This is a genomic window from Nocardiopsis exhalans (assembly GCF_024134545.1).
Taxonomy (GTDB): Bacteria; Actinomycetota; Actinomycetes; order Streptosporangiales; family Streptosporangiaceae; genus Nocardiopsis; species Nocardiopsis exhalans.
Map to the genome: position 1 here is coordinate 6,500,415 of NZ_CP099837.1, position 22,538 is coordinate 6,522,952.

Here is a 22,538-nt window from a genome sequence, read left to right on the forward strand (position 1 = left end):
CGTCCACGTGGTTGTGTGACTGACCGTGGATGACTCCCAGATTCCCGAACCCCGTGTTCCGCGTCCGCGTGTCCTGTGGCCGAGGGCGGTGACCTTCACCGCGTCCCTGGCCTGGCACCATCTGCGCTCCGATCCCGCTCGCCTGCCGCTGCTGGCGCCCCGGCTGCTGCCCGGCCCCGTACGGGGTGCGGCCCGCGCCGTGGCGACCCGCTCGGGTGCCCTGCCGCGCGCCTACGCCCTGTGGGACCAGGGGCGACGCGAGGAGGCACGCGGGGTGCTGGTGTCCGCGGCCGGTGGCGCCTCGCCCCGCAAGGTGGGGCGCCTGGTCGCGGCGGCTCTGGCTGCCGGGGACGCCGACACCGCGCGTGAACTGGTCGAACGCATCCCGCCGGGGCCGCATCGGACTACGGCGGAGCACCGGACGGCCCTGGCCACGGGGCGCGCCGTCCCCGCGTCCCCGTCCGTTTCGCCTGACCGTCACGGGTTCACGTTAACCCGCGATGCGCCAACGCGGCCTGACGACACGGTGAACGCTCAGCGACCGGCGCGGACGGCCGGTGAGGCGGTCGGCGCGACCTCCGGTACGGACGATGACAGGACTTGGCAGGTGGCCTCGGAGCGGGTGGCCTCGGACCCGGCCAGGCCCGGGGCGGGGGTGCGGGTCCTGCACCTGGTCACCAACGCGTTGCCGCATACCAACGCGGGCTACACCCAGCGCACGCACAAGATCGCGGTCGCGCAGCGTGAGGCCGGGATGGACGTGCACGTGGCCACACGGGCCGGGTATCCGCTGACCAAGGGAAAGCTGGACGCGCGCACGCTGGTGCGCGTGGACGGGATCCCCTATCACCGGCTACTGCCCTGGACGGCGCCCGGGGACCACGCCGAGGAGCTGGAAGCCGGGCTGCGGCTGGCGTCGAAGCTGGTGGAGGCGGTGCGCCCGGACGTGCTGCACGCGGCGAGCAACCACCACAACGCGCGGCTGGCGCTGGAGCTCGGGCGCCGGTACGACCTCCCGGTTGTTTACGAGGTGCGGGGTTTCCTGGAGGAGTCCTGGCTGTCCCGGGACCCCTCGCGCAGCGTGGACGACGCCTTCTACCGGGCCGAACGCGCGAGCGAGACCGAGTGCATGCTCGCCGCCGACCTCGTGGTGACGCTCGGGGAGGCCATGCGCGCCGACATCGAGGCGCGCGGGGTGCCCCGGGAGCGACTGCTGGTGGTGCCCAACGCCGTGGAGGCGTCGTTCCTGGAACCGCTGCCCCCGGGGGACGGGGTTCGGGAGGGGCTGGGCATCGGCCGGGAGGAGTTCGTGGTCGGCACCACCACCAGCTGCTTCGGTTACGAGGGGCTGGAGGTGCTCCTGGACGCGGTGGCGTCCATGCGCGCGCGGGGCGAGTCCGCGCACGCGCTGATCGTCGGTGACGGTCCGGAGCTGGCCACGCTGCGCGATCGCGCCGAGCGGCTCGGGCTGGCCGGTGCGGCGCACTTCCCGGGGCGGGTCCCCGCCGACCGGGTCCGGCACCACCACGCCGCCCTGGACGTGTTCGCCGTCCCGCGGCTCGATGAACGGGTGTGTCGGTTGGTGACGCCGTTGAAACCGGTGGAGGCTATGGCCGGTGGGCTCCCTGTCGTCGCGAGTGACCTCCCGGCACTGCGAGAGATCGTGGAACCGGGGGTGTCTGGTGAGTTAATTCCGGCTGGCGAATCGGCCTGTCTAGCTGATGTGCTGACAAAACTCGCTTACAGTCATGAAAAGCGGACGTCCTACGGCCGAGCAGGTCAGGAGCGTGTCGGCGCCAAACGAACGTGGACCCAGGCCGTATACCGCTACAACCAGGCGTATCGGGTTCTTATTCGAAAAATGTCCGGACCAGGCCAGAATCCGTAACCGAGGTCAACGTCTGCCTAGACTCGGACGTCCAGTACTCCGAATGGCAGTCCCACGGCAAACCTCGAATATTTACGCCCGTTCACGAAATGAATGCGAGTGTGACCACGAAGTGGATGCCGCAGCCTCCAACCCAGCCACTGTCCCCGAGCAGAGCTCCGGCTCGGCCAGCGACCTCGTCGTCCTCGGCCTCGGTTACGTCGGTCTACCTCTGGCGGCCGAGGCCGTCTCAGCAGGACTGAGGGTGACCGGTTTCGACGTCAGTACACGAGTGGTCGACGGTCTCAACGAAGCCGTGTCGCACATCGACGACCTGTCCTCCGATGACGTCAACTCGATGCTGGCCAAAGGGTTCAGCGCGACCACGGACCCGGCGTGCCTGGCCACGGCGCGCACCATCGTCATCTGCGTGCCCACCCCGCTCTCCCCCGAGGGCGGACCGGACCTGGGCGCGGTCACGTCGGCTTCCAAGGCCATCGCCGCCCACCTGTCCCCGGGGACTCTGGTGATCCTGGAGTCCACCACCTACCCGGGCACCACCGAGGAGGTCGTCCGGCCGCTGCTGGAGGAGTCCGGTCTGGTCGCCGGGGCCGACTTCCACCTGGCCTTCTCGCCCGAGCGGATCGACCCGGGCAACGCGACCTTCGGCGTGGCCAACACCCCGAAGGTGGTCGGCGGGCTCACCGAGGAGTGCGGGCAGGCGGCCGCCGCCTTCTACGAGCACTTCGTGAACACCGTGGTCCGCACCCGCGGCACCCGCGAGGCCGAGATGGCCAAGCTGCTGGAGAACACCTACCGGCACGTCAACATCGCCCTGGTGAACGAGATGGCCGTGTTCTGCCAGGAGCTGGGCATCGACCTGTGGGACTCGATCGCGGCGGCGGCCACCAAGCCGTTCGGCTTCCAGGCGTTCTATCCCGGTCCGGGTGTGGGCGGTCACTGCATCCCCATCGACCCGAACTACCTCTCCTACAAGGTCAAGACCCTCGGTTACCCGTTCCGGTTCGTCGAGCTGGCCCAGGAGATCAACGGGCGGATGCCCGCCTATGTGACCCAGCGCGCCCAGGAGCTGCTCAACGACTCCGGGCTCGCCCTCTCGCGGTCCAAGGTCCTGTTGCTGGGCGTGACGTACAAGGCCGACATCGCCGACCAGCGCGAGTCGCCCGCCCGACCGGTGGCCCGCAAGCTCGCCGCCAAGGGCGCCACGCTCACCTACCACGACCCGCACGTGGAGTCCTGGCAGGTGGACGGGGTGGACGTCCCGCGCTCGACCGACCTGGAGCAGGCGATGGCCGACGCCGACCTGACCATCCTGCTCACCGACCACAGCGAGTACCGGCCCAAGCTGCTCACCGAGTACGCGCGGCTGCTCCTGGACACCCGGGGCGTCCTGCGCCGGTCCGAGCCGGAGTCCGAGTCCGTGGCCGAGGTTCCGACCCAGGCCCGCCGCCACGTCCAGCGCGAGGGCGTGCAGACCCTCTAGCCACCGCTTCGGGACTGCCAGGTCCGCGCGGCCCCGCACAGCCGCGTACAAGGCCGAACACAAGGCACGTCGACCCGGACGCCAGACGGCGTTCGACGGCGTGCCTTCGCGCGTTCACCGTCGCCCGACCGAAGGTTCACCCGAATCACCCCCCGTGTCCACTCGGCTTTCCTCAGTGTGTTTCCGCAGGTGAATACCGTGTCGTGCAGCTGATACCGCGCCTTCAGAGCGGATCATCGAATACGGACCAGTAATACCAAACGGTGACACACGTAGGTGATCTCGATGCACGCGCTTGTGGCCACGATTGTGCACCACCCCGAGGACGCCCGGATCCTGCACCGCCAGATCCGAGCGCTCGTGGACGCCGGACACACTGTGACCTATGTGGCTCCGTTCCGGGAGTGCGGGGTGATCCCCTGGGACCGGGTGCGCGCGGTGGACGTGCCCCGCGCCTCCGGCCGCGACCGGATGTCCGCCATCCAGGCGGCCCGGGCCGTACTGGCCAAGCTGGCCCAGCAGGCCGACCTCCTGCTCTTCCACGACCCCGAGCTGCTGCTGGCCCTGCCCGCCAAGCGCCCGGTGACGGTGTGGGACGTCCACGAGGACACGCCCGCCGCACTGCTCACCAAGCCGTGGGTCCCGCGACCGCTGCGCCGCCCGATCGGCGGTGTGGTGCGCGGCTTCGAACGCCGCGCCGAACGCCGGATGCGCCTGATCCTCGCCGAGGAGGGGTACCGGCCGCGCTTCAGGGGCGACCACCCGGTGGTGCCCAACACCACCGACGTCCCCGAGGTCCCGCTCCGCCCGCCGGGCGACGACCGGGTCGTCTACCTGGGCCAGCTGTCCAGGGCCCGGGGCGCCCACGACCTGATCGAGATGGGCCGCCGGCTGCGCGACCACGGGGTGCGTCTGGAGGTGATCGGCGGGGCCGACCACGAGACCCGTCCGCTGCTGCGCGAAGCCCACCAGGAGAACGCGCTGCACTGGTACGGCTTCGTGCCCAACGACCGGGCCCTGCGCATGGCCGCGGGCGCGCTGGCCGGGATCAGCCTGCTGCACGACACCGACAACTACCGGCACTCCCTTCCCACCAAGGTCGTGGAGTACATGGCCCACGGGCTGCCGGTGGTCACCACACCGAACCCGATGGCCGCGGCCCTGGTCGCCAAACGACCGGAGGGCCCGGCCGGGACCGTGGTGCCCTTCCAGGACCCCGAGGCGGCCGCCCGGGCGGTACTGGAACTGCGCCGTGACGAGGCGCTGCGCCACGAGTACGCCCGTACCGGACACCACATCGCGCAGACCTCGTTCCACTGGCCGGTTCAGGCGCGGCTGTTCGTGAAGAAGCTGGAGGAGTGGGTGGCCGAGGCCAACAGCCCCGCACCCAGGATCCCCCGCCCGCGCGCTCCCCGCCAGGGAGGACGCAGCCGCAGCGCGTTCAGCGAGTGACTCGGGGCCGTGAAGCAGCTCACATATCGTTTGGGTGGAAATATCTTCCTAGTCAACTAGGTTGGGACCGGTAGCCGTCCCCCGACGGCTCCCACCACCCGCACGAGCACCGCCGAGGTTTCGCCATGAATGACACCCTGGTCCTGCACAAGGACGCCCAGGACCTGCTGTTCCGTAGCGCCCGCACCGCCAACACCTTCACCGACGAACCGGTGACCGACGAGCAGCTGCGCGCCATCTACGACCTGGTCAAGTACGGCCCCACGGCGATGAACAACCAGCCGCTGCGCGTCACCGCCGTCCGCTCCCCCGAGGCCCGCGAGCGCCTCGTGAAGCACATGGCGGGCAACAACGCCCCCAAGACCTCGACGGCCCCGCTGGCCCTGGTCCTGTCCGCGGACAGCTCCTTCCACGAGCACTTCCCGAAGACCTTCCCGGTGATGCCGGACGCGCGCGACAACTTCGCCGGCATGCCGGTCGAGGCCCGCGAGTCCATGGCGCTGCAGAACGCCTTCCTCCAGGTCGCCTACCTGATCATGGGCGTGCGCGCCGCCGGCCTGGCCGCCGGTCCGATGACCGGCTTCGACGCCGAGGGCGTCCGCAAGGAGCTCTTCGGCGAGGACTCCACCCAGACCCCGGTCGTGGTCATGAACATCGGCAAGCCGGGCCCCGACGCCTGGTTCGACCGTCTCCCGCGCCTGGACTACGAAGAGGCCGTCACCGAGATCTGATCCCGGAACAGCCATGGAGGGGCGGGCGCCGCGCGGCGCCCGCCCCCTTTCGCACACACAGGTCACGGATTTCCCCAAACCTCCCGCGTCCGGCTTCCCGACGTCGTACCGTCTGACCTACGCTTGGGCTGTCCCTGTCCAGGTGTCGACATCCGTACACGCTGAACAGCTGGGATAACGCATGGTTCGACCACGCCACCCCGACAAGGACCTGGAATCGGTGCTGAAGGGCGCGGAGGCCAGAGGATGGCGTGTCGAACGCAGGAAGAAGTACTACAAGTTGTACTGCCCCTGCGAGGACAAGCACTTCAAGACCGTCAAACTCTCGCCTTCGGGAGCGAACTACCTGAAGGATCTGCTCGGGCAGCTGCGACGAGCCACTTGCTGGGAGGAACAGGACCGGTGACCATCCACCACCTGGAAGTCGACCTGTCGTTCGAAAGCCGCAACGGCACCACCACCGACAGCGACTTCGACGCCTTCACTGATCGTTTCATCGACGAGCTCGACAACCTCCAGGACTGCGACCCGGGCATCACCGACCCCGACGTGGCCGGCAGCCTGGCCCAGCGCACCATCAGCGTGACGATGGGTGTACACGCCGACAGCCTGGAGGACGCCATCCGGCTGTTCTCCGCGAACGTCCGCGCCGCGTTGCACGCCGCCGAATGCGGAACCCCCACCTGGCCGCACTTCGTGCCGACCACTCAGACCCACGAGGTCCGCCCTGTGGACGCCGCCAGAAACTGAGAAAACCGAAGGGGGTGGGCGCCACACGGCGCCCGCCCCCTTGTCCTTACTGCTGCGGGTGCTGGGGGCCCGTCCCCTGGGGACCGGGGTACTGACCGGGCTGCTGCTGGGGCGGCGGGTACTGGCCCGGGTGTCCGGGGTGCGGCTGCTGAGCATGCGGGGGAGGACCCTGCGGCGGGTACTGGCCGTACGGGGCCTGGCCCGGGTGCTGCGGAGGGTACTGGCCGTACGGGGCCTGGCCCGGGTGCTGCGGCGGAGTCGGCTTGCGCCGCGCGAACACGATGACGAGCACCACCCCGACCACGATGACGAGGAACAGCAGGAACAGGCCGAGGAGCAGGATGGGGCTGATGACGTACAAGGCACTCTCCCGGGGGGTGGGTCAGATGATCGGGGGACGGCCGGCTCGGGTCATCCGCCAGGCGGTCTTCCAGCTGATGGGGGTGCGCGGACCCGCGTCCTCGCGCCAGCCCTCACGGAAACCGGCGAACCAGGACTTGAGGGCGGCGCGGTCCCGCTCCCGCAGCACCGTGAGGCCCACCCAGGTGCCCAGGTAGGCGAAGGCCAGCGGCCACGGAAGGTTACGGCGAGCCAGCCACACCCGGTTGCGGGCGTTGAGCCGGTAGAAGTTCTCGTGCCGGGTCGGTGCGACGGCCGGGTGGTACATCACGGCGTCGGCGTCGTACTCGATGGTGTACCCGGAGTCCATGATGCGCCAGGCGAGGTCGGTCTCCTCGTGGGCGTAGAAGAACTCGCCGGGCAGGCCGCCGCCCTCGTCGAAGGCGGTGCGGCGGACGGCGCTGGCGCCGCCGAGGAAGGTGGTGACCACACTGGACTTGCGGGAGTCGCCCACGCGCAGCCGCGGTACATGGCGGCGCTGGTCGGGGCCGCCGTCGGGGTCGGCGATGCGGAACGACAGCGCGCCCAGGGCCGGTTCGGCGGCGAAGCGTTCGCGCACGTGCCTGGCCAGGTCCTTGGACCGGTACCAGCCGTCGTCGTCCAGGAACAGGACGATGTCGCCGCTGGTCGCCCGCACGCCCTCGTTTCGGCCCGCGGGGATGCCCACGTTCTCCGGCAGGCGCACCGTGGTGACGCCTTCCGGCAGCTCGGGCAGGTCGGCGCCGTTACCGACGACGACGACCTCGACGTCCGCGCCCTCCTGCTCGAACACGCTGGTGATCGCGCGGCGCAGCTCGGCCGGGCGATTGCCCATGGTGAGCAGAACGCAGGACAGGGTGGGCTTTCCGGTACCGGGCACCTGGGAGCTGCTCCGTTCGGCTCCTGGCGCGCGGGTCGGACGCGTGGCGGACGCGTCGGAGCCTTGCGGGGGAGGGATCACGGGTGTGGCCATGGTTGCGACCGTTCAGTGGACGTCGTGCGACTGGCAGGTGTACACCTGCCAACTTTCGCAGCAACAGACTAACGAAAGGATAAAAACGAAGTGTACGGAGCCGTGAACGGGGTATCGCCCACGGCTCCGCAGGAGACGTCAAAACGTCATCATCGCGTTACTCGAGGCGGCGGGAGGCGAGCACGCTCACGAAGTGCGCGAAGCTCATCAGAACCGCCACGCCCGCACAGGCCACGACCAGGATCCGGGTGGCCGTCAGGTCCCCGAGGAAGAGGTCGGCCACGGCCGCCACCACCACGATCAGGGACAGCTCGACCGCCTGGATCAGGCGGTGCACCTTCAGCATGGAGGCCAGGCGGCGGGCCAGGCTCAGCCCCGAGGACTTCGGCTTCATGGCCTCCTCGGAGATCTTCTCCGGCAGGCCGGCCTTGGCCCGGGCCACCACGACGTTGTCGGTCTCGGCCTTGATCAGCACGACACCGAGCGCGGCGGTCATGCCCAGGATGACCCAGCCGCCCGCCTCGAACTCGCCCTGGGCGCGGATGCCCAGGCCGATCAGCAGGGCGACCTCGGACACGTAGTGCCCGATGCGGTCCAGGTAGATCCCGGCCACGCTGGTGCGGCCGGTGTAGCGGGCCACCTCGCCGTCGGAGCAGTCCAGCAGGAGGTAGATCTGCACGAACACGGCGGCGAGGATCGCCGACCACAGTCCGCCGAAGGCCACGATCACACCGGCCAGCACGCCGAAGACCATCATCAGGTAGGTGATGGGGTTCGGCGGCACGCGCAGGCGCACGAAGAGGGTCGTCAGGTACGGGGAGATGTCCCGCATGTAGAGACGGCCCGCCCAGTGCTCCTCGTTGACTCGCTCCTTGATCCCCGCGGGCTGGCCGCCCGCGCGGACCTCAGCGACCGACGGCTTCGACATAGTCCGCGACACTCCGCCCGATCTCGTCCTCGGAGAGGTTCAGGTGTTCAAGGATGGTGAACCGGCCCGGGCGGGTGCCCGGGGCGTGGGCCACCGCACGCGCGAACGAAGCCTCGTCGAGACCGACGTCGGAGGGCACGATCGGCAGGTCGTGGCGGATCAGGCAGTTCCTGATCTCATCCATCCGCGCCTGCGGCCAGTCCAGGTGCTTGACCCGCAGGTAGGACGCGTACAGCGCACCCAGACCGGCGAGCTCACCGTGGTTGCTCGTACCGGGGTAGAGCTGGGTGATGGCGTGCAGGATCTCGTGGCAGGCGCCGCTCGCCGGGCGGCTGGACCCGGCGACCACCATGGCCATGCCGGACAGCACCAAGCCCTCGGCCAGGATCTTGATGAACCCCTCGGACTCGATCGAGTCGGGGCGGTGCAGGACCGCCTCGGCGGCCACGCGCGCGAAGGTGACGGCCATACTGTCGATCGGCTCGCCGTTCACCCTCCCGGCGAGCTCCCAGTCCTCGATGGCCGAGATGTTGCTGACCACGTCACCGATGCCGGAACGCACCAGGTGCGGCGGGGCCGCCCGGACGTAGTCGACGTCGATGACGATCGCGAGGGGCATGGTGACGCCGATGGACGGCTTGCCGCCCTCGTGCTCCAGGGAGCTGACGGGAGAGGCGATGCCGTCGTGGGCCAGGTTCGTGGCCACGGCCACCATCGGGATGCCCGCCATGGTCGCGGCGAACTTGGTGACGTCGATGATCTTGCCGCCGCCGATACCGGCCACGGCCTCATAAGCGCCGGAGCGCAGCTTCTGGCCCAGTTCGGTCGCCGCGTCGACGGTGCCTTCCTCGACCTTGAAGACCTCGCAGTTGGGCAGGTCGAGGTCAGCGGCGATCTGTGCGCCCTGGCCCGGGCCCACCGCGACGGCGATGCGCCCCTCGGTGGCGATCCGGCGGTCGGACAGCACCGTTCCGAGCGAGGCGATGGCTCCCCGGCGAACGTCGATCGCCAGCGGGGAGGGGAGCATTCGGGCTAGTAGTGGCACGCGATCTCCCTTGCCTTGGCCAGGTCGTCGTGGTTGTCGACCTCGACCCAGTCGACCTTGCCGATGGGGGCGACGGAGATCTTCTCACCGCGGCGGACGAGCTCCTGGTAGCCGTCCTCGTAGTACAGCTGCGGGTCGCGCTCCCAGGTGGCTTTGAGGGCGTCGGCCAGGCGCGGGGCCAGCGAACCCTCGATGAGGGTGGCGCCGATGTACTCACCCGCGGCGGTGGCCGGGTCCATCAGCTTGGTGATGGTGCTGAGGTGGCCCTCGTCGTCGAGGGTCACCTTCATCTCCTCGTCGGCGAGGGTTTTCACGTTGTCCACCGCGAGGAGGAGTTCCGGACCCCGGGCGGCGAGTAGCGTTTCCTCGACACTCACCGGGTGCACGGTGTCGCCGTTGACCAGGAGGACGCCCTCGGAGAAGAACTCACGCGCGGTCCACAGGGAGTAGGCGTTGTTCCACTCCTCGGCCTTGTCGTTGTAGCTGAGGGTGAGCTTGACGCCGTGGCGCTTCTCCAACGCCTCCTTGCGCTCCTCGACGGCCTCGGCACGGTAACCGACCACGACGACGACGTCGGTGAGCCCGGCGGCGGCCAGGTTGCGCAGCGAGATGTCCATGATGGTCGTCTCGCCGTCAACAGGCACCAGGGCCTTGGGCAGGGTGTCGGTGTAGGGGCGCAGACGGCGCCCCGCGCCTGCGGCGAGAACCATTCCGAGCATGAGGGCGTGTTCCTCCTTAGTTCGAGGAGGCTCTCACGCCTCCCCGTTCGTTCCGGCGGCCGGTTGGCCCCCGTCTCCCCGGCGGGTGATCGGGTGATCCCCCGGGACGGCGGCGTCGTCGCCCTGCGTGGCGGCGCTGACGCCCACGTCGGTCACCGGTGTGGCGCTCCAGGTGCGCACGGCCTCGCGGACGAGCAGGACCGCCAGGTATGCGGCGAGTATGCCGTAGGCGGTGGTGAGGGCGGAAAACGCGCCCCCGACCGCGATGACGAGCATCCGACCGTCCCAGCCGAGCGCGGCGCGCCGCACCCACACCGGTCGGCTGACACCGACGGCGGGCCGTGCGACGTCGTCGCGATGATGGCAGACGACCGTCATCAAGAGTACGAACACCAGGGGACCGGGTACGCCGGACGCGAGCCCGACGACCGCCAGGTAGCTGTACTCGGTGACGCGCAGGATCGGGGGTACGAGCCAGTCGTACCGCCCGTCGTGGGGGTGGCCCGAGGCCAGACCGGACAGTAGCAGGGCAGCGACCGGTGCGAACAGGGTAATGCCTGTGAGCTGTCCCCCGTCAGCCGCGATCAGCACCAGGACCACGACGGCCGCGGCGACGGCGGTGAGCAGCGGCGGGGCCAGCCCCGGGACGATCCTGCCCAGCAGCACCCCGATGTGACTGTCATCACGAAGAAGGCGCAGGCCGGGGATGGTGGGCACGAAGCGTTCCCGCGTGCTCGGGGGCTCCTCCCCCGCCTCCCCCGCGCTCATCGGCGCTCCCCCTGGGAGGAGGGGTCGACCAGCTCCCCGGTGATCGCCACGGCGCAGCCGACGATCAGACTGAGGAAGGCGAGCCGCGCGTCCACGGCCACGGTGGCGACGGCGATCACGAGGAAGCGGGTCGGCTGACCGAAGACCATGACCCGCCGAGCCAGGAGCACCGGCGACAGGCCTCCGTCGGCTTCCGGCGCCGCCGGGGAAGTCACTGAGGGGGCGGCTGTCGCAGCCGCGCTTCCGGTGGAGCCCGGCCTGGGCGGAGGCACCCGAAAGCCCTCAGCGCGACGCTGCGCGGGCGGGGCGAGCGGATTCACCCCTGAGCCCCCCGAGGCTGCCGCGGGGGCCGAGCGGGCCACCAGGAGCGCGTCACGCAGGGCCAGGGCGATCAGCGCGCCGGCGGCCCACCCCCAGGCGCTGGTGAACCCGGCGGCGGCCGCCCCGAAGGCGAGGCCGACGTAAACGGCGTACTCCCGGAGCTGGGCGGCGATGGAGGCCGTCCAGACGGTGAGGGCGTCCCTGCGGTTGGCCCGCATCCGGGAGCGGACCGCGTCACAGAACAGGACCAGCCCGAGCAGCGCGGACCCGGCCAGGGCGCCGACGAGGTCGGCCCGACTGAACCAGACCGCGGCGGCGACCGCCAGCAGGACGCTGATCCGGGTCACCCCCGAACGGGTGACGCGCCTGCGCTCCAACATTCGCGCGGTCGCCCGCGCCACCGTGCCAGCCATGCCCGTGCCCTCCCAGTTTCAACTGAGAGTCACCGTCGCCTACGCTCTGTGCGCAATCAACCACTGACACGCGCATGGCAGCCGAGATGCCGCTTTCAGCCCTCCAAGGGCGTTCCGGACAGGTCCGGACGCGAAAGAGCGCACCTCCGGAACAGTCCGGGGTGCGCTCTTTCGTCAGCCTTCGGGGGGATTCGCCCACATCAGGCGGCCTGACCGCCGTCCTTGCCGTTGGGCTTGTCATCGGAATCGGACTCAACGGCCTGCTGCTCCGTGTCGACCTTCTTCTCCGCCTCCTCGGCGCGCTTCTTCTTCGCCGCGTCCTTCTTCTTGCGCTCCTCGATCTCCACCTTGGTGTCCGCGTTGTACGCGGCCAGGGCGGAGTCGATGTCGGTGTCCAGGGCGAGCGAACCGCCCTTGATGTACAGACCGCGGTTGCAGAAGCGGCGCAGGTCATGCTCGTTGTGCGAGACCAGCACCATCGTGCGCTCGTTGGCGAGCATGCGGTCGATGGCCTCGTAGCACTTGCGCTTGAAGGCCTTGTCGCCCACCGCGAGCACCTCGTCGACCAGCATGATCGGGTGCTCCAGCTGAGAGATGAGCGCGAAGCCCAGGCGCACCTTCATACCGCTGGAGTAGTGCCGCACCGGGGTGTCGATGAACTTCGGCTTGACCTCGGCGAAGTCGACGATGTCGTCGAAGCGCTCGTCGATCTCCTTCTCGGTCATGCCGTGCAGCGAACCGACCAGGTACACGTTCTCGCGCCCGGTGAGGTTGTCGTTGAACCCGGCGCGCAGCTCCAGCAGCGGAGCCACCTTGCCGTGCACACTGACCTTGCCCTCGTCCGGGATGAGCACCCCGGCGATCATCTTGAGCAGGGTCGACTTGCCTGTGCCGTTCTTGCCGACGATTCCCACGCAGTCGCCCTTGGCGATGTCGAAGGAGACGTCGCGCAGCGGCCAGAACTCGTTGCCCTCGGCGTTGGGGTCGCGCTTGCTGCCGTGGATGAACATCTCACGGAGGCTGCGCTTGCGGCGGCGGTTCACGGCGAACTTCACACCGAGGCCCTTGGCCTCGATGACCGGGCCGCTGGTGACCGCGGCCTCGTAGGTGGACGCCATCACAACTCCTTCAGAACGGACATCTCCAGACGGCGGAACGTCCAGTATCCGATGACGAACATCAGGATGGAACCGACCACCGCAGAGGTCAACGCGAGAGCACTCGGCGTTAGTTCCGCGTACTCGGGGAACCACACCGTGCGGTGCATCTGGAAGATACCCATCAGCGGGTTGAGCTCGTAGAGCGTCTTCGCCCAGCCAGGCGCACCCGAATCGAGCACCATGGCGGCCGGGAACAGGATCGCCGAGCCGTAGAACAGGATGCGAGTCAGGATACGCGTCAGCCGTTCCACGTCGCGGAGCAACACGTTGACCGCGGACAGGAACAGGGTCACGCCCAGACCGAACATGAAGGTGAGCACGATCGCCAGCGGCAGCCAGAGGAGCATGCCCTCCCAGCTGAACTGGCCGCCCATCGCGAACACGAAGATCAGCAGGACCGGCCAGGTCAGCAGGTACTCGACGAACTTGGTGCTGACGGTGGCCATGGGGAAGATCTCACGGGGGACCTTCATCGTGGTGATCAGCTTCGAGTGCGTGATCATCGCACGCGGTGCCTCGCCGAGGATCGACCCGAAGATCGTCCAGGGCAGGATCCCCGCCACGAGGAAGAGGATGTAACCGCCGTGCTCCATGGCCTCGGGCGGCATGCCCCGATCCGCGTTGAGCACGACGCCGAAGACGAAGAAATACACCATCGTCAGCGCGAGGGGTTCCAACATCGTCCAGGCGTAACCCAGCACGGACTGCTGGTACTTGACCTTCAGGTCGCGCCGGACCAGGAGGCCGACGACCTTCCGGTGCTCCCAGACGGCCAGCGTCCTTGACGCCACCGCCACCTCCAAGGTTTGAGATCGTCCGGATCACGATGTGCCGGACTGTCGCGTCTATCGAAATCGCCTGCGCGCACCAGCCGTCTACGCGGTCACACGGTCGGACCCTCACCGGACCGGAACGGGGGTGTTTCGGGTGACCGAGGGATGTCACGAACCGCGCCCGGCTCCACGACCGCATCAGAGGAGGTATGGACCGGGCACGCCAAACAGGCGTCCATAGGTTACCGCTGCATCGGACAGACCGTGCCAACCACGTGCCGCGTACCCCACATCCGCATCATTCCCGCCCACCCCGCCCTCATCCGGTTCGGCTAGGGTCAGCGACTGACATCCCGCCTCAGGAAAGTTGGGAAGCAATGTCCGCAGGTCCGCGGGTGATCGCGGCGGTTCTGGCCGGAGGGGTCGGGGCCCGGATGGGCGCGCCCTCCCCCAAACAGCTGCTGCCCCTGGAGGGTCGGCCCATCATCGAGCACTCGATCGCGGCCTTCGAGGCCAGTCCCGAGGTGGACGAGATCGTGGTGCTGATGGTCGAGGAGTACGTGGGGCGGGTCGAGGACATCGTCGCCGAGGCCGGTTTCAGCAAGGTCTCCCGGGTGCTTCCGGGCGGGGCGACCCGGACGGACACCTCCTACGCGGCGCTGTCGGCGATGGCCGGGGCGGCCGACTCCGACCTGGCGCTGCTGCACGACGCGGCCCGACCGCTGGTGCGCGCGGGGACGATCACCGCCTGTGTGGCGGCGCTCGGTGCGGCGGGGGCCGTGGGTGTGGCGGTGCCCAGCGCCGACACCGTGGTGCGGGTGGCGCCGGGGCGCACCGGTGGCGAGGTGATCGCGCAGACCCCGGACCGCTCCCGACTGCGCAGGATGCAGACCCCCCAGGGCTTCCGACTGGGTGTGGCCCGGCGCGCCTACGAACTGGCGATGGCCGACCCCTCGTTGGTGGCCACCGACGACTGCGGGGTGGTGCTGCGGTACCTGCCCGAGGAGGAGGTGCGGATCGTGCCGGGCGAGGAGACCAACATCAAGGTGACCAACCCGGGTGACGTGGAGGTCGCCGAAACCCTGCTGCGCCGGATGCGCGCGCACGCGGATCCGGGTGCGCCCTCATGAGCGGGATCTTCGGGGCCACCGCGGTGATCGGACACCGGGGCGCGGGCCGGGGCGTGGTCGACGGCGCGCTGGAGAACACGCCCGCCTCCTTCGAGCTGGCGGCGCGGACCGGCGCGGACTGGATCGAGATCGACGTGCGCCGCACCGCCGACGACCGGCTGGTGCTCTTCCACAACGCGGCGCTGGACGACGGCCGCGCGATCGTGGACCTCACCGAGGAACAGTGCCGGGCGGCGGGCCTGGCCGGTCTGGAGGAGGGGCTGGCCGCGATCCCGACCGAGCTGGGCCTGGACGTGGACGTCAAGACGGTGATGGAGGACGGGGTGGACGCCCCGGCCCGGCGGACCCTGTCCCTGGTCCTGCCGTTCCTGCGCCGGGAGGCCGAGCGGCGCCGGATGTTCGTCTGTTCCTTCGACCCCGGTCTGCTGCTGGGGGTGCGCGAGGGCGCTCCGGGGGTCGCGACGGCGTGGATGCCCTACGTGCGCAACCCGGCGGACACGGCGGTCCCGGGCGCGGTGGGCATGGGCTGCCCGATCGTGGCGGTGGACGCCCGGGCGCTGGGACTGTCGGGGGAGAAACCCCGGCCGGGCCGCCGGGAACTGGAGTACACGGTGGAGACGGCGCACCGGGCCGGGCTGGAGATGATCTCCTGGTGCCCGGACCCGGTGGACGCGGCGCGGTTCGCCCGGGCCGGGATGGACGCCGTGGTCGTGGACGACGTCCCCGGCGCGGTGGCGGCGCTGCGGGAAGCCACCGAGAGCACCGGGTGAGGCGGGAGCCGCTCAGATGCGGTCGAGGAGTTCGGCCTTCTTCGCGCTGAACTCCTCGTCGGTGAGCAGTCCCTTGGCGTGGAGGTCGCCGAGCCGTTCGATCTGCTCGAAGATCCACGTGGTGTCGGCGCCCGCCGCGCCCGCGGGGGCAGCGGCCGGTGCGGGTGCCGGGGCGGGCTCGACCTCCGGGGGCCGCTGTACCCCGGCCGGCCCCTCCGGATCGTCCTCGCCGACCTTGGCGCTCCCCAGGCCGGGCAGGTTCAGGGTCAGCCGCGGCCCGCGCATGACCTCCATGGTGTTGCGGGCCGCCTCCTTCCACCACTCCGGGTCGTCGAAGCCGGGCGGGGCCTCCTCGGTGTCGTTCGCGCCGGGTCCGAGCGCGGGTCTGACGGCCCCGCCCAGCGCCCAGCGGTGCGCGGTCACCGTGGCGGCGAGCAGGAGCACCTGGTGGATCTCGTTGCCGTCCTCACCGGCGCGCAACAGGTTGAGGTCGTTCTTGGGTTTGGCCGAGGCGCCGTTGGCGTTCTCGCGGGTGATGAACCGGACGAAACCCCAGCCCCAGTCGTCCAGGGGCATCCACTCCACGCCGCTGATCTCGGCGAGGTCGTACTCACGGCGCTGTTTCTTCTTCTTGTAGCTGCTCGCGTAGCTGCCGCCCCAGACCAGGGTCAGCCGGTCGGCCTCCAGGCGGGCGGTGCCCTCACAGGTCCTGATGTGCAGGGGAAGGGCGGGCACCAGGCGGGTCGGGGTCGCGGGGTCGGGCGGTCCGGCCTGACTCGCGGCGAACGTGATCTGGTCGGCCAGGTACTCCGCGACCAGCTCGGTCTTGGCCGGACCGGTCAACCGGAAGGGCTCGGACTTCTCGTCGAGCATCGCCCCGACGGCGGCGTAGGGGTCCATGCGGTCGTGCATCCGCAGGTTCATCACCCAGCCGTTCTTGCGCCCGGCTCCGGGGAGGAAGTCCACGTCCTGGACGGCGGAGACCGGGAGTTCCACGCTGCCGAGCAGTTTGAGCAACGGGCTCTTGAACCAGCCCTTGGTCTCGTACCTGATGGAGATCGACTCACTGTCGAACACCCACGTGGCCTGGTCTCCACGCAACTCGTCCATGTCTCCCTCTCCGGTTTTCCGTTGTCCCCTTGCCTAGCAGAACGTCCGCCCCCGATCGAGGGCGGACGCCGTCCGCATGCGGCCGCTCGGGGCGGCGGGACTCGGGTCAGGCGGTCTTGGACCCGTTGTTCGACCGGGCGGTGCGGGAGTCCGCGCCGAGCCCGGGCGGGCTGGTGATGAAGCCGACGCCCCACGACATGTGCATGGTGGCCAGTGCGACCGGGATGAGCGGCCACGAGGAGGCGGGCAGACCGCGGGTGAGCGGCACCGACGCGGCGGTGATCAGGGCCAGGTAGGCGCCGGGCACCAGCCACAGCGGCCAGAAGAACGCTCCGCCGACCAGGCCGACGGCGATCCCGGCCACGGCCACCGGCGGGGCCAGGTAGCGCAGGTTGATCGTGCCCTTGTGCTGGCGGGCGACCACGCGCCGCCAGCGGCCGTAGTGGAAGTACTGCTTGGCCAACAGCCTGATGTTGCGGCGCGGACGGTAGGAGACCCGCATCCGGGGCTGGAACCAGACGGTGCCGCCGGTGGTGCGGATGCGGTGGTTCATCTCCCAGTCCTGCGCGCGCAGGAAGGCCTCGTCGTAACCGCCGACCCGCTCCAGGGCCGAGCGGCGGAAGACGCCGAGGTAGACGGTGTCGGCGGGACCGCCCTCACCGCCGGTGTGGAAGCGGGCGTTGCCCACGCCCACCTTGGAGGTCATGGCGGCGGCCACGGCCTTCTCCCAGGGAGTGGTGCCCTCGGCGGCCATGATGCCGCCGACGTTGTCGGCCCCGGTCTCGTCGAGGGTCTCCACCGCCACCTTGAGGTAGTCGGAGGGCATCATCGCGTGGCCGTCGATGCGGGCGACGATGTCGTGCGAGGAGGCGCCGATGGCGGCGTTCAGCCCGGCGGGGGTCTTGCCGGTGGGGTTGTCCACCACCTTGACCCGGGCGTCGGCGGCGGCGAGGCCGTCGGCGACCTCGCGGGTGCGGTCCGAGGAGGGGCCGACGCCCAGAACGACCTCGAGCTCGCCCGGGTACTCCTGGGCGAGTACGTGCTCCACCGCCGCGGCGAGGTGGCGCTCTTCGTTCAGTACGGGCATGACGACGGAGACAGGCGGCCAGGACACGGGCACTTCCCAAGGTCAAGACTGTCGGGACTGCGTCGGCTCCCCGGGGGCCTTCACGATGGCACCGCATGAAGGTGTCGCGGGGGCTGCTTGACGCGCGCTCAACGGTACTGCACGCGGCCCGGGGATCCGGACCGCTCGGCTCCGCCGTCACACCCTGGGGATCAGGACTTGTTCTTGATCGGCAGGCCGTCCGAGTCCTTGAAGTTGCCCGTGACGACCATGATGAAGTCGATCAGGGCCCAGATGCCGAGACCACCGCAGGTGAGGATCATCAGGACGCCGGTTCCGGTCTTACCGGTGTAGAAGCGGTGGACGCCCAGACCGCCGAGGAAGAAGCTGAGCAGGACGGTGGTGAGCCAGTCCTTGGGGGACAGGGCCTCGGGGTGCTGCGGGTACGCGTTCATTTCGTTTGACTCCAGGGACATGAGGAGGGAATTGGGGGTGACGGACGTACCGTCCCCTGACAGGCGGGGACGCGTGCGACAGCGGGCTGCCGGTACTTCCCACCCCGTATGGGGCGACATGCATGACGCCGTGCAGGTCAGAGTGGTTTACATGATTTCCCGGAACCAACGCGGTCGTTCCCGGCTCGAAACATATGGGGGGCAACACGCCGAGGGTTGACATCCCGCGCCCTTCGGCCGATCGGGTGACAACCTAGGTACCAAGGACACCGCTGAACGGGTGGGACGGGGACGCCGATGAGCGACGAGGACGCCGGACGGCGCAGGACGACGGGCGAGTTCCGACGCGAACGCTCGCAGCCCGTACCACCCGGTGATCGGCGCTCCCCGAGGTCCGGCCGGGTCACCGTGCCCAGCGCGCGGGTGCGCCGCCACCGCAACGGCCTGCTGCTGATGAGCGTGTTCTCGGTGCTGGTCCTGCTCGCCTCGGGCACCTCGTGGGCGATCACGGGGTGGGTGTCGGGCTCCCTGAACCGGTTCGACGTGTTCGGCGGGCTGTCCGACGGCGAGCGCCCGGCGGAGACCGGAGGGCTGACCTTCCTCGTCATCGGCTCCGACAGCCGGGGCGAGATGAGCAAGGAGGACCAGAACGCGCTCAGTGTGGGCTCCACCCCGGGGCAGCGTTCGGACGCCATCATGCTGGTGCGGCTCAACCACGAGCGCGACCACGTCACCGTGATCGGTCTGCCCCGCGACCTGTGGGTGGACATCCCCGGCGAGGGTGATGACAAGATCAACGCCGCCTACGCCTACGGCGGGCCCCAGCTGGCGGTCCAGACCGTGGAGTCGGTCACTGACGTGCGCATCGACCACTACGTCGAGGTGGACTTCAACGGGTTCGTGGACGTGGTCGACGCCCTGGACGGGATCGACGTGTGCCTGCCCGAGGCGATCAACGACCCCAAGGCGCACTTGGACATGGCGGCCGGTACGCACCGGGTGGACGGCAAGGAGGCGCTGGCCTTCTCCCGGACCCGGGCCACCGCCCGCGGCGACCTGGACCGGATCGACCGCCAGCAGCAGGTGCTGTCGGCCATGCTCGACCGGGCGATGAGCACCGAGACGCTCTCGAACCCGACCAAGCTGACGGCGTTCCTGGACAGCGCGCTCTCCTCGGTGACGGTGGACGAGGGACTGGACACCAGCACCATCAACGATCTCGCCTACCAGATGCGCGACCTCGACCTCGGTGAGGTCACCTTCGCCCAGGTGCCCATCGCCGACATGAATCACTGGACCCCGCGCGGCGACGTCGCCCTGCTGTGGGACGAGCCCGCGGCGCGGGAGATGTTCGCGGCGGTCAACGCCGACCGCCCGTTGGTGGAGCCGGAGCCCGAGGCCGAGGCCGACGGCGAGGAGACCGAGCCGGTTCCGGGCGACATCAGCCTGCGGGTGTTCAACGGCACTGCCACCCCGGGCCTGGGGGCGCGGCTGGACAACCAGCTGGCCACGGCCGGGTTCGACGTCACCGACGGGGCGGAGAACTGGAGCAGCCGGGACGTGGCCCGCACGGAGGTCAGGTACGGTCCGGGTCAGGAGCGGGCCGCCGAGTACCTGGCCGAGACCCTGCCGGGGTCGGAGACCGTGGAGGACCGCACCCTGGACGACGGCCTCCAGCTCGTGATCGGATTCAACCACACGACGTTCGAAGCCCCCGAGGTCGTGGAGCCCGAGCCGGAGGAGGAGCCCTCCGCCGGTACCGAAACGGCCACCACGACCGCGAAGGACAACATCTGCGGGTGACCATCTGAGGTGGTCCCCGCCAAGGAAGGGTTAGCGTGCTCCGCCACCTGGTCGGCCTGCTCGCCGGTATCGCCCTGGCCCCCGCCCTCTGGGTGGGCGTCGCCTGGTCGGCCGACCTCTTCCCGAAGATCACCCAGGGTGATGTGAGTGTGACAACCGTGTTGTCCGTGGTGGTGCTGTGCCTGGTGGGGATAGTGGGCGCCTACCTGGTGGCTTCGCGGCTCTCCCCGCTGACAGCGGGCGCCGCGGGGACCCTGCTGACGGCGCTGTGCCTGTGGCCGGTCCTCTCCCCCGCCTCGGTGGAGTCGGCCCTGTACTGGATCAACGACGAGGTCTTCCTCTACCCGAACGGCGCGGGGCTCGGCGTGGCCCTGCCCCTGGGCTTCCTCCTCCTGGGTTCGGCGGTGTCGCCGACCCGCTGGCGGGCGGCGAACGACCTCGGCTCGGCGGGTGTTCCGGTCCGGGAGCGGGTGGTGGCCAGCACCAGCCGGGAAGACTACGCGGGACGGTCGGGGTCGGACACCGTGGTCGAACCGGATCAGACCTGGAACGACGGCGGCCCGGTGGGCGACACCGTCCCGGACGTCCCCCCACCCACCTCACCGATCCGCGAGTATGACGATCCGAACAAAACCACGACACCGTTTCGCCGCGGGGAGACCGGCGCCGTGTGGACCCCGCTGGACGAGGACCCCGACCACACCCGGTCGTTCGGCGACGGCAGGTACTGAAGTCACGGTCGGGCGCCTGCCGCTTATTCGCACAAACGCTCCTCCCCGGTACGTACCGGCTCCCACCCGCCGGTAATCTGTGCGCCTGACTGTTCACGTGTTGTTCGGTCACGCGCCAGACCCCGACGCGTAGGGTGATGCACCGTCCCCCCACGGACAACCCGTCGGCCGAACCATGTCCGTTTTCTGCCCTCCTGCGGGATGTGAGCCGTCATAAGCGGGCACACCAGCAGACGAGGCGCGTGCGGAAGCGAGGAAGGAACACCAGTGGTCGAAGCGGAACGCATGCGGGTATCCGTCATCGGAACCGGCTACCTCGGCGCCACCACGGCCGCCTGCCTGGCCGAGATGGGCTACGAGGTCATGGGCCTCGACGTCGACGAGGCCAAGATCGACCTGCTCCGCTCCGGCAAGGTCCCCTTCTACGAGCCCGGGCTCGCCGACCTGCTGACCGAGAACCTCCGAACCGGTCGGCTGCACTTCACCACCGACTTCCCCGAGGTCGCCGCCTTCGCCGACCTGCACCTGATCTGTGTGGGAACCCCGCAGCGGGACGAGTCCGGCGCCGCGGACCTGAAGTACGTCAACTCGGCGATCGACAACCTCGCCCCGCACCTGACCCGGCCGACCGTGGTCGTGGGCCGCTCCACCGTCCCGGTGGGCACCGCCGCCACCCTGGCCGCCCGGCTCTGCGCCCTGGCGCCCGTCGGCGAGGAGGCCGAGCTCGGCTGGAGCCCGGAGTTCCTGCGCGAGGGCTTCGGGGTAGAGGACACCCTGCGGCCCAACCGCATCGTGCTCGGCACCGACTCCCCCCGGGTGGAGAAGGCGGTCCGCGCACTCTGGCAGCAGCAGGTGGACGAGGGCATCCCGTTCCTGGTCACCGACCTGCAGACCGCCGAGCTGGTCAAGGTCTCGGCCAACGCCTTCCTGGCCACGAAGATCTCCTTCATCAACGCCATGGCCGAGGTGTCCGAGGTCGCGGGCGCCGACGTCATCCAGCTCGCCGAGGCGCTGTCCTACGACGACCGCATCGGCGGCAAGTTCCTCGGCCCCGGCCTGGGCTTCGGCGGTGGCTGCCTGCCCAAGGACATCCGGGCGTTCATGGCCCGCGCCGACGAACTGGGCGTGGAGCCCGCGCTGTCCTTCCTGCGCGAGGTGGACGCGATCAACCAGCGCCGTCGGGCGCGCACGATCGACATCGCCCGCCAACTGATCGGCGGCAACTTCGCCGGATGCACCGTCACCGTGCTGGGCGCGGCGTTCAAGCCGAACTCCGACGACATCCGGGACTCGCCCGCGCTGGACGTGGCCTCGACCATCGCCTCCCTGGGCGCGCACGTCACCGTCTACGACCCGCAGGCACTGGAACGGGCCCGCGAGGCGCACCCGGAGCTGAACTACGCGGACTCCATGCTGGACGCCGCCCGCGACGCGGACGTGGTCCTCCTCCTGACCGAGTGGGCGGAGTTCCGCGAGGCCAACCCCGAGGAACTGGCCGCCGTGGTCGCCCAGAAACGCATCGTCGACGGCCGCAACGCCCTGGACCCGATCTACTGGCGTGCGTCCGGCTGGACCTACCGCGCCCTGGGCCGCCAGTAGCCTCCCACCGAACGGCCGCTCCGACAGGGGCGGCCGTTGTTGTGCATCCATGATTAACTCCATTCAGTATCAATGGCCTCACCCTGAGTGAC

23 protein-coding genes are annotated in these 22,538 nt (G+C 69.8%); 11 read left to right on the plus strand and 12 right to left on the minus strand.

Translation table 11 applies throughout. The features are described from left to right. Nucleotides 1–106 precede the first annotated feature (106 nt). The 6 genes from NE857_RS28800 to NE857_RS28825 all read left to right on the plus strand — a co-directional run bounded on the left by NE857_RS28800 (nt 107) and on the right by NE857_RS28825 (nt 6,304). Nucleotides 107–1,888, plus strand: a complete 1,782-nt coding sequence (locus NE857_RS28800) for a glycosyltransferase family 4 protein (RefSeq protein WP_254422127.1) — start codon at nt 107–109, stop codon at nt 1,886–1,888. A gap of 112 nt (nt 1,889–2,000) precedes the next feature. Continuing rightward, on the plus strand, nt 2,001–3,371 hold the full coding sequence (locus NE857_RS28805) for a nucleotide sugar dehydrogenase (RefSeq protein WP_254418469.1): 1,371 nt from the start codon (nt 2,001–2,003) through the stop codon (nt 3,369–3,371). A gap of 285 nt (nt 3,372–3,656) precedes the next feature. Next, on the plus strand, nt 3,657–4,823 hold the full coding sequence (locus NE857_RS28810) for a glycosyltransferase (protein WP_254418470.1): 1,167 nt from the start codon (nt 3,657–3,659) through the stop codon (nt 4,821–4,823). Nucleotides 4,824–4,948: 125 nt separating this feature from the next. Beyond that, on the plus strand, nt 4,949–5,554 hold the full coding sequence (locus tag NE857_RS28815) for a malonic semialdehyde reductase (protein WP_254418471.1): 606 nt from the start codon (nt 4,949–4,951) through the stop codon (nt 5,552–5,554). A 181-nt stretch (nt 5,555–5,735) separates the two neighbouring features. Beyond that, the gene (locus NE857_RS28820; RefSeq protein ID WP_254418472.1) at nt 5,736–5,960 is read left to right on the plus strand and encodes a hypothetical protein; all 225 of its coding nucleotides are present in this window, start codon (nt 5,736–5,738) and stop codon (nt 5,958–5,960) included. Further along, complete coding sequence (locus NE857_RS28825; RefSeq protein WP_254418473.1) at nt 5,957–6,304, plus strand: hypothetical protein; 348 nt, start codon at nt 5,957–5,959, stop codon at nt 6,302–6,304. Before NE857_RS28820 ends, NE857_RS28825 begins: the two co-directional genes overlap by 4 nt. A 46-nt stretch (nt 6,305–6,350) precedes the next feature. On the opposite strand, the gene NE857_RS28830 is transcribed toward NE857_RS28825, so the two are convergent. From NE857_RS28830 to NE857_RS28870, 9 genes are all read right to left on the minus strand, one after another. After that, on the minus strand, nt 6,351–6,665 hold the full coding sequence (locus NE857_RS28830) for a hypothetical protein (RefSeq protein ID WP_254418474.1): 315 nt from the start codon (nt 6,663–6,665) through the stop codon (nt 6,351–6,353). A gap of 21 nt (nt 6,666–6,686) precedes the next feature. Beyond that, nucleotides 6,687–7,517: a glycosyltransferase family 2 protein gene (locus NE857_RS28835; RefSeq protein WP_254422128.1), complete on the minus strand. Its 831-nt coding sequence runs from the start codon at nt 7,515–7,517 to the stop codon at nt 6,687–6,689. Nucleotides 7,518–7,812: 295 nt separating this feature from the next. After that, the gene (locus tag NE857_RS28840; RefSeq protein WP_254418475.1) at nt 7,813–8,583 is read right to left on the minus strand and encodes a CDP-alcohol phosphatidyltransferase family protein; all 771 of its coding nucleotides are present in this window, start codon (nt 8,581–8,583) and stop codon (nt 7,813–7,815) included. Continuing rightward, nucleotides 8,561–9,610 carry an iron-containing alcohol dehydrogenase family protein gene (locus NE857_RS28845; RefSeq protein WP_254422129.1) on the minus strand — a complete coding sequence of 350 codons (1,050 nt, stop codon included), beginning with the start codon at nt 9,608–9,610 and terminating at the stop codon, nt 8,561–8,563. The genes NE857_RS28840 and NE857_RS28845 overlap by 23 nt, the downstream gene beginning before the upstream one ends. A gap of 5 nt (nt 9,611–9,615) precedes the next feature. Then, on the minus strand, nt 9,616–10,347 hold the full coding sequence (locus NE857_RS28850) for a phosphocholine cytidylyltransferase family protein (RefSeq protein WP_017582860.1): 732 nt from the start codon (nt 10,345–10,347) through the stop codon (nt 9,616–9,618). A 33-nt stretch (nt 10,348–10,380) separates the two neighbouring features. After that, entirely contained in the window at nt 10,381–11,115 is a 735-nt protein-coding gene (locus NE857_RS28855) for a DUF5941 domain-containing protein (RefSeq protein ID WP_254418476.1), read from the minus strand. Then, nucleotides 11,112–11,849: a hypothetical protein gene (locus NE857_RS28860; protein ID WP_254418477.1), complete on the minus strand. Its 738-nt coding sequence runs from the start codon at nt 11,847–11,849 to the stop codon at nt 11,112–11,114. Before NE857_RS28860 ends, NE857_RS28855 begins: the two co-directional genes overlap by 4 nt. A 200-nt stretch (nt 11,850–12,049) precedes the next feature. Further along, the gene (locus NE857_RS28865; protein ID WP_254418478.1) at nt 12,050–12,967 is read right to left on the minus strand and encodes an ABC transporter ATP-binding protein; all 918 of its coding nucleotides are present in this window, start codon (nt 12,965–12,967) and stop codon (nt 12,050–12,052) included. After that, a complete protein-coding gene (locus tag NE857_RS28870; protein WP_254418479.1) occupies nt 12,967–13,812 on the minus strand; it encodes an ABC transporter permease in 846 nt (281 codons plus the stop codon). Before NE857_RS28870 ends, NE857_RS28865 begins: the two co-directional genes overlap by 1 nt. A 347-nt stretch (nt 13,813–14,159) precedes the next feature. On the opposite strand from NE857_RS28870, the gene NE857_RS28875 reads away from it, so the two are divergent. Next, nucleotides 14,160–14,912: an IspD/TarI family cytidylyltransferase gene (locus NE857_RS28875; protein ID WP_254418480.1), complete on the plus strand. Its 753-nt coding sequence runs from the start codon at nt 14,160–14,162 to the stop codon at nt 14,910–14,912. Beyond that, nucleotides 14,909–15,682, plus strand: a complete 774-nt coding sequence (locus NE857_RS28880; protein ID WP_254418481.1) for a glycerophosphodiester phosphodiesterase — start codon at nt 14,909–14,911, stop codon at nt 15,680–15,682. The genes NE857_RS28875 and NE857_RS28880 overlap by 4 nt, the downstream gene beginning before the upstream one ends. 12 nt (nt 15,683–15,694) lie before the next feature. Here the strand turns inward: NE857_RS28880 and NE857_RS28885 are convergent, their stop codons facing one another. The 3 genes from NE857_RS28885 to NE857_RS28895 all read right to left on the minus strand — a co-directional run bounded on the left by NE857_RS28885 (nt 15,695) and on the right by NE857_RS28895 (nt 18,313). After that, a complete protein-coding gene (locus NE857_RS28885) occupies nt 15,695–16,792 on the minus strand; it encodes a DUF4429 domain-containing protein (protein ID WP_254418482.1) in 1,098 nt (365 codons plus the stop codon). Nucleotides 16,793–16,898: 106 nt separating this feature from the next. Continuing rightward, nucleotides 16,899–17,906 carry a glycosyltransferase family 2 protein gene (locus NE857_RS28890; protein WP_254418483.1) on the minus strand — a complete coding sequence of 336 codons (1,008 nt, stop codon included), beginning with the start codon at nt 17,904–17,906 and terminating at the stop codon, nt 16,899–16,901. A gap of 164 nt (nt 17,907–18,070) precedes the next feature. Next, on the minus strand, nt 18,071–18,313 hold the full coding sequence (locus NE857_RS28895) for a TM2 domain-containing protein (protein ID WP_017582851.1): 243 nt from the start codon (nt 18,311–18,313) through the stop codon (nt 18,071–18,073). Between the two features lie 297 nt (nt 18,314–18,610). Here NE857_RS28895 and NE857_RS28900 point away from each other — a divergent pair, with 297 nt between their 5' ends. From NE857_RS28900 to NE857_RS28910, 3 genes are all read left to right on the plus strand, one after another. Continuing rightward, complete coding sequence (locus tag NE857_RS28900) at nt 18,611–20,116, plus strand: LCP family protein (protein ID WP_254418484.1); 1,506 nt, start codon at nt 18,611–18,613, stop codon at nt 20,114–20,116. A 35-nt stretch (nt 20,117–20,151) separates the two neighbouring features. Further along, the gene (locus tag NE857_RS28905; protein ID WP_254418485.1) at nt 20,152–20,847 is read left to right on the plus strand and encodes a YIP1 family protein; all 696 of its coding nucleotides are present in this window, start codon (nt 20,152–20,154) and stop codon (nt 20,845–20,847) included. A 267-nt stretch (nt 20,848–21,114) separates the two neighbouring features. Further along, nucleotides 21,115–22,446 carry a UDP-glucose dehydrogenase family protein gene (locus NE857_RS28910; RefSeq protein ID WP_254418486.1) on the plus strand — a complete coding sequence of 444 codons (1,332 nt, stop codon included), beginning with the start codon at nt 21,115–21,117 and terminating at the stop codon, nt 22,444–22,446. Nucleotides 22,447–22,538: the final 92 nt, after the last annotated feature.

Excerpts from the sequence above, each read along its gene's own strand:
- NE857_RS28845 (WP_254422129.1), bottom strand. The coding sequence starts at position 9,610 with ATGCTCCCCTCCCCGCTGGCGATCGACGTTCGCCGGGGAGCCATCGCC.
- NE857_RS28880 (WP_254418481.1), top strand. The coding sequence starts at position 14,909 with ATGAGCGGGATCTTCGGGGCCACCGCGGTGATCGGACACCGGGGCGCG.
- NE857_RS28885 (WP_254418482.1), bottom strand. The coding sequence starts at position 16,792 with ATGGACGAGTTGCGTGGAGACCAGGCCACGTGGGTGTTCGACAGTGAG.
- NE857_RS28810 (WP_254418470.1), top strand. The coding sequence starts at position 3,657 with ATGCACGCGCTTGTGGCCACGATTGTGCACCACCCCGAGGACGCCCGG.
- NE857_RS28840 (WP_254418475.1), bottom strand. The coding sequence starts at position 8,583 with ATGTCGAAGCCGTCGGTCGCTGAGGTCCGCGCGGGCGGCCAGCCCGCG.
- NE857_RS28860 (WP_254418477.1), bottom strand. The coding sequence starts at position 11,849 with ATGGCTGGCACGGTGGCGCGGGCGACCGCGCGAATGTTGGAGCGCAGG.
- NE857_RS28895 (WP_017582851.1), bottom strand. The coding sequence starts at position 18,313 with ATGAACGCGTACCCGCAGCACCCCGAGGCCCTGTCCCCCAAGGACTGG.
- NE857_RS28820 (WP_254418472.1), top strand. The coding sequence starts at position 5,736 with ATGGTTCGACCACGCCACCCCGACAAGGACCTGGAATCGGTGCTGAAG.
- NE857_RS28900 (WP_254418484.1), top strand. The coding sequence starts at position 18,611 with ATGAGCGACGAGGACGCCGGACGGCGCAGGACGACGGGCGAGTTCCGA.
- NE857_RS28875 (WP_254418480.1), top strand. The coding sequence starts at position 14,160 with ATGTCCGCAGGTCCGCGGGTGATCGCGGCGGTTCTGGCCGGAGGGGTC.
- NE857_RS28815 (WP_254418471.1), top strand. The coding sequence starts at position 4,949 with ATGAATGACACCCTGGTCCTGCACAAGGACGCCCAGGACCTGCTGTTC.
- NE857_RS28855 (WP_254418476.1), bottom strand. The coding sequence starts at position 11,115 with ATGAGCGCGGGGGAGGCGGGGGAGGAGCCCCCGAGCACGCGGGAACGC.
- NE857_RS28850 (WP_017582860.1), bottom strand. The coding sequence starts at position 10,347 with ATGCTCGGAATGGTTCTCGCCGCAGGCGCGGGGCGCCGTCTGCGCCCC.
- NE857_RS28835 (WP_254422128.1), bottom strand. The coding sequence starts at position 7,517 with ATGGGCAATCGCCCGGCCGAGCTGCGCCGCGCGATCACCAGCGTGTTC.
- NE857_RS28865 (WP_254418478.1), bottom strand. The coding sequence starts at position 12,967 with ATGGCGTCCACCTACGAGGCCGCGGTCACCAGCGGCCCGGTCATCGAG.